Origin of the sequence: Pseudoflavonifractor sp. AF19-9AC (genome assembly GCF_003478995.1) — a bacterium.
Taxonomy (GTDB): domain Bacteria; phylum Bacillota; class Clostridia; order Oscillospirales; family Oscillospiraceae; genus Lawsonibacter.
In genome coordinates this window covers 251,075-264,425 of sequence record NZ_QUGI01000004.1, presented here as the reverse complement: position 1 = coordinate 264,425, position 13,351 = coordinate 251,075, and the positions used below count along the sequence as shown (strand labels likewise).

The 13,351-nt window shown below is 58.5% G+C and carries 13 protein-coding genes; 9 read left to right on the top strand and 4 right to left on the bottom strand.

All coding sequences use genetic code 11. The annotated features are described in order from the left end of the window. Positions 1–3 precede the first annotated feature (3 nt). Complete coding sequence (locus tag DWX58_RS09005) at positions 4–273, bottom strand: YlmC/YmxH family sporulation protein (protein WP_118643059.1); 270 nt, start codon at positions 271–273, stop codon at positions 4–6. Positions 274–621: 348 nt separating this feature from the next. On the opposite strand from DWX58_RS09005, the gene DWX58_RS09000 reads away from it, so the two are divergent. Next, complete coding sequence (locus DWX58_RS09000) at positions 622–1,869, top strand: glycosyltransferase family 2 protein (protein WP_118643057.1); 1,248 nt, start codon at positions 622–624, stop codon at positions 1,867–1,869. A gap of 203 nt (positions 1,870–2,072) precedes the next feature. On the opposite strand, the gene DWX58_RS08990 is transcribed toward DWX58_RS09000, so the two are convergent. Next, positions 2,073–3,422: an MBL fold metallo-hydrolase gene (locus tag DWX58_RS08990; protein WP_118643053.1), complete on the bottom strand. Its 1,350-nt coding sequence runs from the start codon at positions 3,420–3,422 to the stop codon at positions 2,073–2,075. Positions 3,423–3,634: 212 nt separating this feature from the next. Here DWX58_RS08990 and trmD point away from each other — a divergent pair, with 212 nt between their 5' ends. The 5 genes from trmD (at position 3,635) to DWX58_RS15385 (ending at position 7,487) form a co-directional block, all read left to right on the top strand. Then, positions 3,635–4,399, top strand: coding sequence for a tRNA (guanosine(37)-N1)-methyltransferase TrmD (trmD, locus tag DWX58_RS08985; RefSeq protein ID WP_118643051.1), 765 nt, complete (start codon positions 3,635–3,637; stop codon positions 4,397–4,399). An 81-nt stretch (positions 4,400–4,480) separates the two neighbouring features. Beyond that, the gene (locus DWX58_RS08980; RefSeq protein ID WP_118643049.1) at positions 4,481–5,323 is read left to right on the top strand and encodes a DegV family protein; all 843 of its coding nucleotides are present in this window, start codon (positions 4,481–4,483) and stop codon (positions 5,321–5,323) included. Positions 5,324–5,350: 27 nt separating this feature from the next. After that, positions 5,351–5,929: a hydrolase gene (locus tag DWX58_RS08975; RefSeq protein WP_118643047.1), complete on the top strand. Its 579-nt coding sequence runs from the start codon at positions 5,351–5,353 to the stop codon at positions 5,927–5,929. Between the two features lie 261 nt (positions 5,930–6,190). Continuing rightward, positions 6,191–7,339 carry a sodium ion-translocating decarboxylase subunit beta gene (locus tag DWX58_RS08970; RefSeq protein ID WP_118643045.1) on the top strand — a complete coding sequence of 383 codons (1,149 nt, stop codon included), beginning with the start codon at positions 6,191–6,193 and terminating at the stop codon, positions 7,337–7,339. 16 nt (positions 7,340–7,355) lie between these two features. Continuing rightward, a complete protein-coding gene (locus DWX58_RS15385; protein WP_118643043.1) occupies positions 7,356–7,487 on the top strand; it encodes an OadG-related small transporter subunit in 132 nt (43 codons plus the stop codon). 93 nt (positions 7,488–7,580) lie between these two features. On the opposite strand, the gene DWX58_RS08960 is transcribed toward DWX58_RS15385, so the two are convergent. Further along, complete coding sequence (locus DWX58_RS08960; protein ID WP_118643041.1) at positions 7,581–7,847, bottom strand: DUF6514 family protein; 267 nt, start codon at positions 7,845–7,847, stop codon at positions 7,581–7,583. Positions 7,848–8,081: 234 nt separating this feature from the next. Between DWX58_RS08960 and DWX58_RS08955 the strand changes: the two genes are divergently transcribed. Genes DWX58_RS08955 through DWX58_RS08945 form a run of 3 tightly spaced genes read left to right on the top strand, consistent with a single transcriptional unit; the run spans position 8,082 to position 12,082 of the window. Next, a complete protein-coding gene (locus DWX58_RS08955; RefSeq protein ID WP_118643039.1) occupies positions 8,082–10,400 on the top strand; it encodes a DNA internalization-related competence protein ComEC/Rec2 in 2,319 nt (772 codons plus the stop codon). Positions 10,401–10,428: 28 nt separating this feature from the next. Further along, a complete protein-coding gene (gene holA / locus DWX58_RS08950) occupies positions 10,429–11,469 on the top strand; it encodes a DNA polymerase III subunit delta (protein ID WP_118643037.1) in 1,041 nt (346 codons plus the stop codon). Between the two features lie 19 nt (positions 11,470–11,488). Beyond that, positions 11,489–12,082 (top strand): DUF4093 domain-containing protein, encoded by a 594-nt coding sequence (locus DWX58_RS08945; protein WP_118643035.1) that lies wholly within the window; start codon positions 11,489–11,491, stop codon positions 12,080–12,082. Positions 12,083–12,127: 45 nt separating this feature from the next. On the opposite strand, the gene DWX58_RS08940 is transcribed toward DWX58_RS08945, so the two are convergent. After that, a complete protein-coding gene (locus DWX58_RS08940) occupies positions 12,128–13,336 on the bottom strand; it encodes a DUF2812 domain-containing protein (RefSeq protein ID WP_118643033.1) in 1,209 nt (402 codons plus the stop codon). Positions 13,337–13,351: the final 15 nt, after the last annotated feature.

Below are 13,351 nucleotides of genomic sequence, written 5' to 3'. Positions count from 1 at the left end.
GAGTTACCCATTATGGCGTCTGGGTGTGCGGCGCCGGGGCGGATCTTCCACCAGGATAATGTCTTCTCCAAAGCGGCGGACACAGGACCAGGGAATATACCGGTCCTCCTCCCGGCCCAGCAGTCCGAAGAAGCGACGGCGGCCGGGGACCACCAGCGCACGTACCTGGCCACTTTCCAGATCTACTTCCATATCGCCCACGTAGCCAAAGCGGCTGCCGTCCGCCACGCTGATGACCTCTTTATACCGCAGCTCCGCAATTCTTGTCTCCATATATAATCCCTCCCATGGAGCGTAATTTTGTTCTATGGGAGAGCCTATGCCACTGCCGGCATGTCCTATGTCCAAATGAAAAGCGGTCCGGACCCGAATAAAATTCGGGACCGGGCCGCCTTTTGTTTGAAAAACGGTACCCAGGGGGATCATCAGTAAAAGGAAGAAATCCATAGAAAGCATGGGCGGGGAGAGAAGTGAGGCGTTGTCAAATACATCATATAGGAAGGGAAAATGCGGAAAAAGAGGTGTATTAAGGAAGTCTTTATGAAATCTTAATTTTTCTCCTCCTCTGTCCTTAACAATCCTCTGTTAGGATAGGTACAACGGAAAAAGGAGGTAGGGACAATGGAACATATTCTTCCCGTGCTGATGGTAGTATCCAGTTTGATCTGGCTCGTTATCACCCTTTGGGGCGGCTATTACCTGCTCACCGGACTGATGTCCTGGAAACAGCCCATGGATTACGGCTGGCACCCTGCCCGCACCCGATTCGCTATTTTGATTGCAGCCCGGAACGAGGAGCTGGTGATCGGTCCGCTGATTAACAGCCTGCTGGCGCAGGACTATCCCTCGGAACTCTATGACGTCTGGGTGATTCCCAATAACTGTACGGATAACACGGCCCTGGCAGCCCGGAATTTTGGGGCGAAGGTGCTGGAGTGCACGGTGCCGGTACGGAGCAAGGGCGAGGTGCTTCGCTTTGCGTATCAGCGTCTCCATGGCCGGCAGTACGACGCCTACTGTGTCTTTGATGCGGACAACCTGGTGGACCATCGATTTTTAAGTGAGATGAACAACGCCTACATGGCTGGAGCCAGAGTGGCTCAGGGCTACCGGGACAGCAAGAACCCCTTTGACACCGTGATTTCCGGCAGCTATTCCATCTATTATTGGATGATGGATCGTTTCCACAACGGCGGAAAAACCGGCCTCGGTCTGTCCGCTCTGGTCAATGGGACCGGCTTTATGATCTCTGCTCAGACTCTGGAGCGGCTGGGAGGCTGGCACACCCAGACGATCAGCGAAGATTTGGAGATCACCGCCCAGTGCATCCTGGCGGGGGAGAAGGTCCGTTGGGTGCCTAAGGCCATTACCTATGATGAGCAGCCTCTGGACTATGCCCTGTCGGTCAAGCAGCGCCGCCGCTGGACCAGCGGAACGGTGCAGGTGGCCAAGCTCTATATGGGACGGACCCTCCAGTCTGTGGGAAACCGGGGAGGCATGCCGGCGGTGGATTTGGCGGCCACTCTGATTATCCCCGCCTACCAGGCAGCTGCGCTGTTCAATCTGATTCTGATTTCGCTCTCCGCCTGCCTGGACTGCTATAAGTTTTCCCAAGTGCCCGGAACATTCCTGCTGGCGGTGGGATTGAATCTGGCCCTCACTGCCTTGGGCTCTACCCTTGCCGCCTGCCTGGTGCTGACGGTGGAAGGGAAGTGGGACCGCCGGATGCTGAAGAGCGTGGCCTTCTACTGGCTGTTTCTGCTCTCCTGGCTGCCCATTACCTTGGAGAGCTTTGTGAAAAAAACTACGGTTTGGGAGGAAATTCGGCACACCCGAAACGTGGCTCCGGAATCCCTCTCCCGGGGCTGAATCCATTCACCTCACCCAAATCGATTTCCATAAAAATCAGCCTGCCGCACATGTGCGGCAGGCTGATTTTTTTAAGAATCTTCTTCAAATTGGTCCGCACTTGCCCCGCATATGGGGCAGACGTAGTCCGGCGGCATAGGACCCCGGACATCCTCATCATAGAGAAAACCGCAGAGCCGACACAGATAGCACATGGCGCTGCTTTAGGTCAGGGGCGCAAAGTCGCTGGCGGGACGGCGGCAGATGGGGCAGACAAAGTCGGCGGGCAGCGCGTCACCCTCATAGATGAAGCCGCAGATCTTGCACACGAAGCCGTGGGGCTTGTCCTCCTGCTCGGCAGAGACAGAGGGTTCCTCGCCACGGACGGAGGCAGCCAGAGCCTGGGCCAAGGCATCCAGGTCGGACTCCTGGCCGGGAGCCAGGGTGGACTTCAGGGTGAAGGGAGCCTCCAGCAGCTTCATATCCTTCATGCCCTCCAGAATCTGGGCCATGAGCTTGCCGCTGGTGGGGGCCCAAGAGCCGTTCTGGATGAGCGCCACGGTGCGGTTCTTCAGGGCGTGATGGGCCAGGTCATGGAGGAGGTTCTCCATGGTGACAAAGATGCCGTTGTTGTAGGTGGTGGAGGCAAAGACGATGTGGCTATACTTGAAGCACTCGGACAGGACATAGGACACATCGGTCACCGACACGTCGTACATTTTCACGGGAATGCCCTGCTCCGCCAGACGGCAGGCCAGAATGTTGGCTGCATTCTCCGTACCGCCGTACACCGAAGCGAAGGGGATAACCACGCCCTGAACCTCAGGCTCATAGGCGGCCCACTTGGCGTACTTGTCCAGAATGTAGCCCAGATCCTTGCGCCACACGGGGCCGTGGAGGGGGCAGATGGTCTGAATGTCCAGCTTGGAAGCCTTGCCCAACAGGGCGGTTACCTGAGCGCCGTACTTGCCCACAATGTTGGTGTAGTAGCGTCGGGCGTCGTCCAGCCAGTCCCGGTCAAAGTCCACCTCATCGGCGAACAGGATGCCGTTGAGGGCGCCGAATGTGCCGAAGGCGTCGGCAGAAAACAGAATCTTATCGGTGGAGTCGTAGCTCACCATCACCTCGGGCCAGTGGACCATGGGGGCGCTGACAAAGGTGAAGTGGTGACGGCCGGTGTCCAGAGTGTCGCCCTCATTGACCAGAATGGCGCCCTTGGGATCCGTGCAGTGGAACTGGCGGATGAGGTTGATCACCTTGCCGTTGCAGACGATGGTGGCCTCGGGGTAGCGGATCATCAGATCGCCCAGGGTGGCGGCGTGGTCGGGCTCCATGTGGTGGACAAACACGTAGTCCAGCTTCCGGCCATTTAGGCCCTTTTCCAGATTTTCAAAGAACTGGGCCTGGACCGAACGGTCCACCGTGTCAAAAAGCACCGTCTTTTCATCCAGCAGGAGGTAGGAGTTGAAGGACATGCCCCGGGGTACCGGGTAGGTGGCCTCAAAGGTGGGGTGCTGACGGTCATTGGCACCGATCCACAGAAGGTCCTCGGTTACATTTCGAATACAGTACATATTATAAACGCCTCTCTTTGATAAAGAAGTGAAGTTCAAGCGAGGTTATCATAGCACAAACGGAGAAAAAAAGGTAGTGGAAACCCGCGTTTTTCTGAAAATTAGACGTGGAATACAAAAAGTACATTGAAAAGAACGGGAAAATTTCGTATAATGATGTCTGCTGAAGAAAAGACAGGGATGAAACCCTGGTGCATGGGAGCGAAGAACACATGTATCGCATTGATATTATGACATTATTCCCGGACGTGGTGGGGGATATGCTGTGCGAGTCTGTGCTGGGGCGCGGACAGGAACGGGGCTATATCCGAATCGAGTGCCATCAGATCCGGGATTATACGGTAAACAAGCAGAAGCAGGTGGATGATTACCCCTATGGGGGAGGCCGGGGCGCGGTGATGCAGGCTGATCCCCTTTATCGCTGCTGGAAGCACATCTGTGATGAGGCGGGGGAGCGGATTCACACCATTTACATGTCGCCCGCTGGCAAAACCTTCTGCCAGACGGATGCCCGGCGTCTGAAGGCGGACTATGAGCGTTTGATTCTGGTATGTGGCCATTACGAGGGCATTGACGAGCGCTTTATTGAGGAGTGCGTGGACGAAGAAATTTCACTGGGCGACTTTGTTATGACCGGGGGAGAGATTCCTGCCATGGCGGTGGCCGATGCGGTTTGTCGGCTGGTGCCCGGGGTGTTGTCTGATCCCTCCTGCTATGAGAATGAGAGCCACTGGAACGGCATGCTGGAGGCTCCGCAGTATTCCCGCCCGGAGGTGTGGCACGACCGGGCGGTGCCTTCCATCCTCCTTTCGGGCAACCATGCCAAGGTGGACCAGTGGCGGCGCAAGCAGTCCATCCTCCGCACCCGTCAGCGCCGCCCCGATCTCTATGAAAAGCTGGACCTCTCCTCCAAGGAGGACCGAAAGCTGCTGGCGGAGCTGGAACAGGAGCTGGCAGAAGGGGAAAAGAGCCGGTAAAAGGCTTGCATCTCAGCCACAATTATGTTAGACTGATTTAACATGATCTGATTTTTAAAATCACATTTGGAGATGAACAACATGAGCTTCAAAATTGTTGTGGACAGCTGCTGCGATCTCACCCCTCAAATGCTGAAGGACCCCTGTTTTGTCAAGGCGCCTCTGACCATCCAGTCCAACGGAAGTACCTTTGTGGATGATGAGAATTTTGACCAGGCCGATCTGCTCTGGTCCATGAAGCAGAGCGAGCAGGCACCTTCCACCGCCTGCCCTTCGCCTCAGGTGTATCTGGATGCCTACTGTGAGGGGGATCCGGACGACGTGTATGTGGTCACCCTGTCCGCATTGCTCAGCGGCTCGCACAACAGTGCGGAGCAGGCCAAGCTCATGCTGGAGGAGGACCGTCCCCAGGTGAATGTCCATGTGTTCAACTCCTGCTCCGCGGCCTCGGGCGAGGTGCTGGTGGCCCTGAAAATCCGGGAGCTGGCGGAAAGCGGCATGCCCTTCAAGCACGTGGTGCGGGAAGTGGAACAGTTTATCTATCAGATGCAGACCCTGTTTGTACTGGAGTCCCTGGAGAACCTGCGGAAAAATGGCCGCCTTACCAAACTGCAGGCGGTGGTAACCGGAGCACTGCGCATCAAGCTGATGATGTCTGCTACGCCGGAAGGGGAGATCTGCAAGCTGGGACAGGCCATGTCCATGAAGCAGGCCCTGACCAAGCTGGTGGACCGGATGGCGGCGGACCCCAATCACGAGGGACGGACATTGGCCATTTGCCACTGTAACTGTCTGGAACGGGCCTTTTTGGTCAAGGCCATGGCGGAGCAGAAGTGTAAGTTTGCCCACATTCTCCTGCTGGAGGCGGGGGGTATTACCACGGTCTACGCCAACGACGGCGGCGTGGTATTGGCATACGGATAAACCGTAGAAAGTAAGGTGTATCAGGATATGACAAGGGAAGAAGCCTGGCAGCTGTTGACCACCTATAACAAGGAGCCCTTCCATCTGCGCCACGCTATTACTGTGGAGCGCGTGATGGGATGGTTTGCCCGGGAACTGGGTTATGGGGACGAGGCGGACTATTGGTCCATTGTAGGTCTGCTTCACGATCTGGATTTTGAGGGCTGGCCGGAGGAGCATTGCCAAAAGTCTCAGGAGCTGATGCGGCAGGCGGGGGTGGATGAGCGGATCATCCGGGCCACGGCCAGCCACGGCTGGGGACTGTGCGTGGACATCAAGCCGGAGCACGAAATGGAAAAGGTGCTCTACGCCACGGACGAGCTTACCGGCATCATCGGTGCGGCTGCCCTGATGCGCCCCTCCAAGAGCGTGTCCGATATGGAGCTGAAATCCTTAAAGAAGAAATTCAAGGATAAGAAGTTTGCTGCCGGCTGCTCCCGGGATGTCATCGCCTCGGGCGCTGAATTGCTGGGCTGGGATCTGGATACGCTGCTGGAGCGGACGCTGAAGGCTATGCAGAGCGAGGAAGAGGCCATCGAAGCCCAGGCAGGTGCCCTGTCCGCATAACAGAAAAACGTGTCAGATTTTTCCTTGACAAAGGGAAACCCGCGTGATATGATTCCTTTCACAACAAAGGGGAGTAGTCAGCGTGGGTAATTCCACGCGGCATGCGCCAACAATCATGGAGGGGTACCTCCTGGCTGTGCCTGAAATGACGAGACCTGCGTTCCTGAAGGGGAACGCAGGTCTTTTTTCATAGTAAGGCGGGCACACTTTGTTTACAAACATCAAACAGCTGGAAGCAAAATGAAAAAGGAGATGCAGACGATGGAATTTTTATGGGAGGGCTTGCTGTCCATTACCTGGCAGCAGCTGGTTATGTATGCAGTGGGAGGCCTGCTCATCTGGCTGGCTATTGAAAAGGGTTTTGAACCGGCTCTGCTGATGCCCATGGGCTTTGGCGCCATCCTGGTCAACCTCCCCACCTCCGGCGTCATCAATCAGATTACCCAAGGCGTGGGGGAGACCCACGGCATCATCCAATGGCTTTTTGAGGTGGGTATTGAGGCCAGTGAGGCTATGCCTATTCTGCTCTTCATCGGCATCGGCGCCATGATCGACTTTGGCCCCCTGCTGGCCAATCCCAAGCTGTTTTTGTGCGGCGCAGCTGCCCAGGCTGGCATCTTCCTCACTATCCTGATTGCCGCCGCAGCAGGCTTTGATATGAAGGACGCCGCCTCCATCGGCATCATCGGTGCGGCCGACGGCCCCACCTCGCTGCTGGTCTCTCAGGTGCTCAAGTCCAACTATATGGGCGCTATTGCTGTGGCCGCCTACTCCTATATGGCGCTGGTGCCCATCATTCAGCCCTTTGCCATCAAGTTGGTGACCACCAAGAAGGATCGTGCCATGCGCATGCCCTACCGGGCCCAGGGCGTCTCCCGCCGTCTGCGCATTATGTTCCCCATTATCGTGTCGGTGATTGCCGGTTTGGTAGCTCCCTCTTCCGTGGCTCTGGTGGGCTTCCTGATGTTCGGCAACCTGATCCGGGAGTGCGGCGTGCTGTCCACCCTGTCCCAGACCGCTCAGAACGAGCTTGCAAACCTCATTACCCTGCTGCTGGGCATCACCATTTCCTTCTCCATGAAGGCGGACCAGTTCGTCAAGCCTGAGACGCTGCTCATTATGGGCCTGGGTCTGGTGGCCTTTGTGCTGGACTCCGTGGTGGGTGTGCTGTTTGTTAAAGTGTTGAACCTGTTTACTCCCAAGAACAAGATTAACCCCATGGTGGGTGCCGCCGGTATCTCTGCCTTCCCCATGTCTTCCCGTGTTATTGAGAAGCTGGGCCAGGAGGCTGATCCCCAGAACCACCTGCTGATGCACGCTGTGGCAGCCAACGTATCCGGCCAGATTGCCTCTGTGGTGGCGGGCGGCGTTGTGCTGCAGTACTGCGCGACCCATATGATTGGCGGCTGAGAAAGGAGTAGAGACGATGAATATGCAAAATATCGAGCAGGCTCTGGAAATGATGGGGCAGGGGATGCTGGGCATCTTTGTGGTGCTGGGTGTCATCGCTCTTCTGGTGGCTATCATGCAGAAAATTGACAACCGCAATAAAAAATAACGTACCATAAAAATAGAAAGAGGCGCCCCTCCCAAGCGGAGGGACGCCTCTTTTATGTAAGTAAAATAAAACTGATTGGATGGACGGGAGCAGTTACAGCCAGTCGGCCACCATATCGGCCAGTCCAGCCGGTCCGACCAGATGGTCCGTGAGAAGGGTCAGCAACTCGTCAATGCGGAGTGCGCTGGTGGTGATGGCCGGAATGCGGGTGCTGTCACCGCCTTCCTCTTCAATACGGACCCCATAGTTTTCACAGCAGAAACCGGGGGTCTCGACCTGATCCACAGTCAGAAAATAGTGAAAGCTGCGGGGGTGCCCCTCCGGATCCACACAACTCCGGGTGGCAATCATGAGCTCCATTATCTTGTGTTCCTCCCTCGAAAGAAATTTCCATAGCCACATTATATAGTGAGGAATTCCGGGAGAAAAGAAAAATCGATCGCAAGTTTCCCGCCCTCTCGTCTATATTCGGGAAAAAGGGAAGGGAAGTGCGCCTGGGTCAGTCGAAGACGGTAGGATTTGGACCGCTCTTGCAATTTAAGGGCAAACAAGGTAAACTGTCTCTGGAGTAAATGAGGAACAGGGGGCGGCGGTGTGCGAAAGTTAGCCATCTTCAGCTTTTCCTGTTCCGCTGCCGTATTTGCGGCCAATGGCCTTCTGCCTATATCGCTGCTGGTCCCGCTGGGGGTGGGGCTGGCCCTTCTTGCTCCTGTCCTCTGGTGGGGGATAGGGCCGAAGCGGAGGCGAGCCCGACTCATGAGCGCATTGGTGCTGTCAGGGGTGTCGGTGGGACTTCTGTGGACTGCGGCCTTCCATCATCTGGTGATGGAGTCGGCCCGAGCCCTGGACAGCCGCACGGTACGCCTGGAGGCGGTGGTGGAGGAGTATCCCCAGCAGACGGACTACGGCTATTCCGTGGTGGTCCGCAGCGACCTGGGAGGTCTCCGGCAACCGCTCACCTTGCTCTATGTGGATGAACAGGGGGCTGGGCTTCGGCCGGGAGACCGGATTTCTGTCATTACTCACTGCACTCTAGCGGATCATTCTCTGTCCGGAAAGGAGATCACCTATTATACTGCCAAGGGCATCTTTCTTCTGGGCGAGACCTACGGGGCGTTGGAAGTAGACCGGCCTGAAATTCCGTCGCTGTTTTTCTGGCCGGCGCTGCTGGCCAACTGGCTGAAGGAGGGCATCGCACGCAGCTTTCCTGACGATGTGGCGCCTCTGATGCAGGCGCTGGTGACCGGGAACCGGGAAGGGCTCAGCGACCAGTTTACCACCTCACTTCAGCGCACCGGTCTGTCCCACATGGTGGTGGTTTCCGGTATGCACCTGTCGGTGCTGGCGGAAATTGTGTCGGTTCTGTTGGGGAAGGGGAAGCGGAGCACCGCGGTCCTCACCGGCGTGTGGGTCATTGTGTTCTGCGGCGTGGTGGGCAATACGCCCTCTGTGGTCCGGGCAGCGGTGATGATTCTGCTGCTCCAGGCTGCCCCGCTGTTCGGACGAGAGAACGACCCACCCACGTCATTGGGCTTTGCCCTGATGCTGCTCCTGCTGTGGAATCCCTTTTCCGCCGCTCATATCGGTCTTCAGCTGTCCTTTGCTTCTGTGGCGGGCATTCAGCTGGTCTCCCAGTCCATTCAGGAACGGCTGCTGGCCCTGGTCCATCTGGACCGCTATGATCGTCGGCGCTGGGTCCGGGTGTGTACCTGGGCACCCCGGTTCTGTATCACCACGCTCTCCGCAACTCTGGGTGCCATGCTGCTGACCGTGCCGCTGGTGGCAGTGCATTTCGGCATGTTCTCCGTCATTGCGCCCATCTCCAACTTGCTCACCCTGTGGGCGGTGAGTTTGCTTTTGCTGGGCGGCGTGGCTGGAGGACTGCTGGGCTGGATGCTGCCCGGTGTGGGAGTGATCGTGGCCGTCCCCTTTACCTGGCTTGGCCGGTATGTGTGCTGGGTGATTGACGCCCTGGGGCGCTTCACCATGGCCAGCTTGCCGCTAGACAGCTTCTATTACCGGGCCTGGCTTGTTTTTGTCTATTTGCTACTGGGCATTAGATGGCTGATGAAGGGGCCAAAGCGAGTGATTCTTCCTGGCTGCGCCTGCGTCACTACCTTTTGCCTATCCCTGCTGCTCACCTCCGCCGGTTTTTACGCCGGAGATATGACGGTGGTGGCGCTGGATGTAGGACAAGGACAGAGTGTCCTTGTCCGGTCCGGCAGCTTTCTGGCCCTGATGGACTGCGGCGGAGACGGAGCGGATGACGCGGGAGATGTGGCGGCAGACTATCTTCAGGCTCTGGGTGAAACAAAGCTTGATTTGCTGGTGATCTCCCACTACCACTCCGACCACGCCAACGGCATACCCCAGCTGCTCCGGCGTGTGGAGGTGGCCGCCATCGCCCTTCCTGATGTAGAACCGGAGGATCCCCTTCGCCGGGAGATTCTGGCCCTGGCTCAGGAGGAGAACATCCCGGTGCACTTCGTGCGGGAGGACACAACCTATCACTTGGAGGACGGCGCCTCCATCACCCTGTTCCCGCCTCTGGGGGAGGGAACCGACACCAACGAGCTGGGCCTCACCATGCTGGCCACGGCTGGCAGCTTCGACACACTGATTACCGGCGATATGAGCGGCGAGGTGGAGCCCCTTTTGCTGGAGCACGGAAATCTCCCGGAGGTGGAACTGTTGGTGGCAGGCCACCACGGCTCCGGGACCTCCACTACCCAGGTGCTTCTGGATGCCATCCGGCCGGAGATTGCCGTCATTTCCGCGGGAGAGAACAACCGCTACGGCCACCCCGCCCAGGAAACTCTGGAGCGGCTGGCCGCCATAGGGGCGGAGATCTACCGCACCGATTTACAGGGGACCGTCACAATCCGGGCTAACGTGCCCCAAGACGCGGCGTAACAACGGATCCCAAAAGGAGGAGAGGGCTATGCCCCCAAAGACCAAGCCGGACATTTCTGGCTACCAGACATTGAAAAAGGACCTGGCCGGTGGAAAGCCCGGTCGGCTTTACGTGCTCCACGGGGAGGAGACTTACCTCCGGGACTATTACTTGGGCAAGCTGCGGGAGCTTCTCCTGTCCGGGGGAATGGGAGAGTTCAACCTCCATGAGATTGGAGCCAAGGACATGTCCCCCCACGCTCTGGAGGAGGCAGTAGACTGCCTGCCCATGATGGCGGACCGCACCTTGGTTATGGTCACCGACTATGACCTCTTCAAGGCGGGGGAGAAGGACAGGGAAGAATATATCCGCATCTTCAGCCAGCTGCCCGAGTATGTGTGCGTGGTCTTCCTCTATGACCTCATCGACTACAAGGGGGATGCCCGGACCAAGCTGGCGGGTGCGCTGAAGCAGTACGGGGCGGTGGTCAACTTTGTGCGCCAGGACCAGGGCGACCTGGTGGACTGGGTGCGCAGACGCTTCCGGGCCTTGGGCAAGGACATTGACTCCCGGCTGGCCCTGGAGCTGATTTTTCTGTGTGGAGATTTGATGAACAATCTGATTGGTGAAATTGAGAAGATCGGGGCCTACGCCAAGCAGCCCCACATCACGCGGGCGGATATCGAGGCAGTGGCTACCCCTCAGCTGGATGCGGTGGTCTTCCGCATGACCGACGCCATCGGCGAGGGCAACTTCGACAAGGGCATGTCCGTCCTGGGGGAACTCTACCAGATGCAGGAGCCGCCCATCAAGATCATGTGGTCCCTGGGGCGACAGATGCGGCAGCTGTACTCCGCCCGGCTGGCCCTGGAAAAGGGGCGGGGCAGGGAGTGGATGGCCTCCATGTGGGGGCTCAAGCCCTATCCGGCGGACAAGCTGATGCAGAGCGCACGGCGCTTTACATTGCCCTGGTGCCGCCGGGCGGTGGTGCTGTGCGGACAGACCGACCTGGCCATGAAATCCACCGGCCAGGACGGCCAGGAGCTGCTCACTACCCTGCTTCTGAAGCTGGCCGGCCCGGCCGTATGACCGGGGGAGAGGAGAGAACATGCTGCGCATCAAAGAGGCCATTGTGGTGGAGGGCCGCTACGACAAAAATACCCTGTCCCAGGTGGTGGACACCCTGATTCTGGAGACGGCGGGCTTCGGTATTTTCAAAAATCCGGAGCAGATGGCGCTCCTGCGCCGGGCGGCCCAGCGCCGAGGGCTCATCGTCCTCACCGATTCGGACGGGGCGGGCTTCGTCATCCGCAACCGCATCCGGGGAGCCATCCCCACCGCCCAGGTGAAGCACGCCTACATCCCTGACGTGTACGGCAAGGAGCGGCGCAAGCGCTGCCCAGGGAAGGAGGGCAAACTGGGGGTGGAGGGCATGCCGCCCCAGGTGCTGGAGGAGGTGCTGCGCCGGGCCGGGGCCACCTTCCTGGGGGAAGACGCTGAGAAAAAGCAGGAGGAGCCGTCCCTCACCAAGGCGGACCTGATGGCCGCAGGGCTCACCGGCGGGGTGGACAGCGCGGGGCGGCGGCAGGCCCTCTTAAAAGAACTGGAGCTGCCCGAGCATATGAGTGCTAACGCCCTGCTGGCTGTCCTCAACGGCTGTTACAGCCGGGAAGAAGCCAGGAACATACTGAAGTTAACATAAAAAGCTGCGGCCATTGGCCGCAGCTTTTTTATGCTTTAAAATGGGTCAGCCGGTTACCATGGCGGCAATCTCCTCCAGATGGTCATTTAAATTGCCCTGGCCGGTGTAGCGGACCACCGCCGTCCGGCCGTCCAGAGCAACGGCAGCAATCTGGAACCGGCCGCTCTCCTCGCGGGCCACCGCCAGATAATCAAGACCCTGGCCGGGGTACTGGGTGATGGACCAGGTGCGTTCCTCGTCCTCCGGCGCAATCCACCAGATGTCGTCCTCCAGCTGGGTGGCGGCCTGGAGTTGTTCCTGAGCCAGAGGCCGGGCCAGGAAGGGGAGAGCCAGGTCGTACCACTGGATTTCCATTCGGGTCCACTGGCCGTCTGCGCTCCACTTCCCGGTCTCCACTACCTCCCATTGGCGCCAGCACAGCAGATAGTGCTCCTGCCGACTGAAGTTGGCGTAGTCTGTGCCGTCGGACACATAGGCGTCGGGCTGATAGTCTGGTCCCTCCAGACTGGCTAGGGACAAGGGGAGGAAGTCCTGCACCTCGTCCAGAGGACGTAGGCCGCCCCCGGTGAAGGGGAGAATGTAGTTCCCCACAATCAGAACCAGCAGAACAATGAGGGAGACCAGAAAGGCGGGGACAGCCCAGGGCCGCCGGCGGGGATAGACCGCCCGGTGCTCCAGGGGGACGCCCTCCTTCAGCCGGCGCACTGCAGCGGAGAGCAGGCTCAAGTCGGGGATAGAGGCCATGAGCTGGGCGATAACCCAGAGCTCCAGCAGAACCAGAGGGAAAATGGAGTCCTCCACCAGGCTGAGGACCGGTGTGCCCTCTCCCAGCAGGAGGTAACCGGTGAAAGCAAGGAGAGCCAGGGCCAGCAGCAGATTTGCTACAAACCCGTTCCGGGCCGACTGGTAGAGTTTCCGCCACTGAGTTTCCTGCAGCTCCGGGTCGGTGTGGAGCTCCGGAGCGTCGGGATTCCGGGTGGAGAAGATGAGCATGGAGCGGTTGACCTCGTCCACGCAGTCCCAGCCAAACTGCTCATAGAGCTCCAGCATGGACTGGGGCAGCTCGTCGTCCAGAACACGGCGGTGGGGCTCCAGGCGGTAGCGCACCTCACCCGAATCGCCCCGCTCAAAGGTACAGAACAGGGGGCGGAATTTCTTTAAGTACAGCCCCCGCCGGGCCATGTCCTCCAGCCAGCTCTCCACTCCGGCGACGTCGTATTCCCGCACCGGGGTCAGTTTATAGACGCGTTTCATGAATGGGCTCCTTTC

Bases quoted from the DNA above. Each gene is read 5' to 3' on its own strand.
- DWX58_RS09005 (WP_118643059.1), bottom strand. From the start codon at position 273: ATGGAGACAAGAATTGCGGAGCTGCGGTATAAAGAGGTCATCAGCGTG.
- DWX58_RS09000 (WP_118643057.1), top strand. From the start codon at position 622: ATGGAACATATTCTTCCCGTGCTGATGGTAGTATCCAGTTTGATCTGG.
- DWX58_RS08990 (WP_118643053.1), bottom strand. From the start codon at position 3,422: ATGTACTGTATTCGAAATGTAACCGAGGACCTTCTGTGGATCGGTGCC.
- trmD (WP_118643051.1), top strand. From the start codon at position 3,635: ATGTATCGCATTGATATTATGACATTATTCCCGGACGTGGTGGGGGAT.
- DWX58_RS08980 (WP_118643049.1), top strand. From the start codon at position 4,481: ATGAGCTTCAAAATTGTTGTGGACAGCTGCTGCGATCTCACCCCTCAA.
- DWX58_RS08975 (WP_118643047.1), top strand. From the start codon at position 5,351: ATGACAAGGGAAGAAGCCTGGCAGCTGTTGACCACCTATAACAAGGAG.
- DWX58_RS08970 (WP_118643045.1), top strand. From the start codon at position 6,191: ATGGAATTTTTATGGGAGGGCTTGCTGTCCATTACCTGGCAGCAGCTG.
- DWX58_RS15385 (WP_118643043.1), top strand. From the start codon at position 7,356: ATGAATATGCAAAATATCGAGCAGGCTCTGGAAATGATGGGGCAGGGG.
- DWX58_RS08960 (WP_118643041.1), bottom strand. From the start codon at position 7,847: ATGGAGCTCATGATTGCCACCCGGAGTTGTGTGGATCCGGAGGGGCAC.
- holA (WP_118643037.1), top strand. From the start codon at position 10,429: ATGCCCCCAAAGACCAAGCCGGACATTTCTGGCTACCAGACATTGAAA.
- DWX58_RS08945 (WP_118643035.1), top strand. From the start codon at position 11,489: ATGCTGCGCATCAAAGAGGCCATTGTGGTGGAGGGCCGCTACGACAAA.
- DWX58_RS08940 (WP_118643033.1), bottom strand. From the start codon at position 13,336: ATGAAACGCGTCTATAAACTGACCCCGGTGCGGGAATACGACGTCGCC.